Source organism: Variovorax sp. KBW07 (assembly GCF_003852515.1).
In the GTDB taxonomy this organism is placed as follows: Bacteria; Pseudomonadota; Gammaproteobacteria; order Burkholderiales; family Burkholderiaceae_C; genus Variovorax.
This window is the reverse complement of record NZ_QAJK01000207.1, coordinates 1-910: the sequence shown is the minus strand read 5'-3', so window position 1 is coordinate 910 and position 910 is coordinate 1. Positions and strand designations below refer to the sequence as shown.

Sequence of the window (910 nt, the reverse complement as noted above, 5' to 3'; positions counted from 1 at the left end):
CCACCGACGCGAAGATCGACCACCTCGGCCTGCGCGTGCTGGAAGACGACAAGAAGTACTTTCCGCGTTACGACGCGGTGGTGCTCTACAAGCTCGACCTGCCGGCGCGGCTGCCCAAGGCATGGGCCGCATTGCAGGCGCTCGAAGGCAAGGTCGACGAGCACGCGATGATCGCGATGAATGCGCGCGCCGAATTGCAGAGCGTGCCCTTCGACGTGATTGCGCGCGACTTCATCGCCAGCACGAAGAAAGACGGCAAGGCGCAACCGCCCGACACGAAACGCGGCTTTGTCGCCAAGCTGTTCGGCCCCGACCTCTGGCAGCTGGCGCGCCAGCACCTGCTGCTGGTGGCGGTGTCCGTCGGCGTCGCCATTCTGATCGGCGTGCCGCTCGCGATTCTTGTGTTCCCGCATGTGCGGCTGCGAGCGCTGGTGCTCGGCTTTGCGGGCGTGCTGCAGACCGTGCCGTCGCTGGCGCTGCTGGCCGTGCTGATCTCGATGCTCGGCGCCATCGGCGCACTGCCGGCGCTGATCGCGCTCACGCTGTATTCGCTGCTGCCGATCATGCGCAACACGGTGACCGGCCTGAGCGAAGTGCCGAACGGCCTGAGGCTTGCCGGCACCGCGCTCGGCATGACGCCGCCGCAGAGCCTTCAGCTGGTGCTGCTGCCGCTGGCGCTGCCCACGCTGCTGGCGGGCGTGCGCACGGCCACGGCCATTGCCATCGGCACCGCGACCATCGCGGCCTTCATCGGGGCCGGCGGATTCGGCGAGCGCATCGTGACGGGGCTGGCGCTCAACGACCGCGAGCTGCTGCTGGCAGGCGCGCTGCCGGCCGCGGCCATGGCGCTGTTGAGCGAGGGCGTTTTCGAGCTCGTGGAATACCTGATGCGCCGCCGCCGGCGCGCCCC

General features: G+C 69.1%; 1 protein-coding gene. It reads left to right on the top strand.

Going from position 1 to position 910, the window contains the following annotated elements:
- Positions 1-910 (top strand): ABC transporter permease subunit (locus tag DBV14_RS34080; protein WP_260397298.1); only part of this gene is annotated, 910 nt, incomplete at both ends.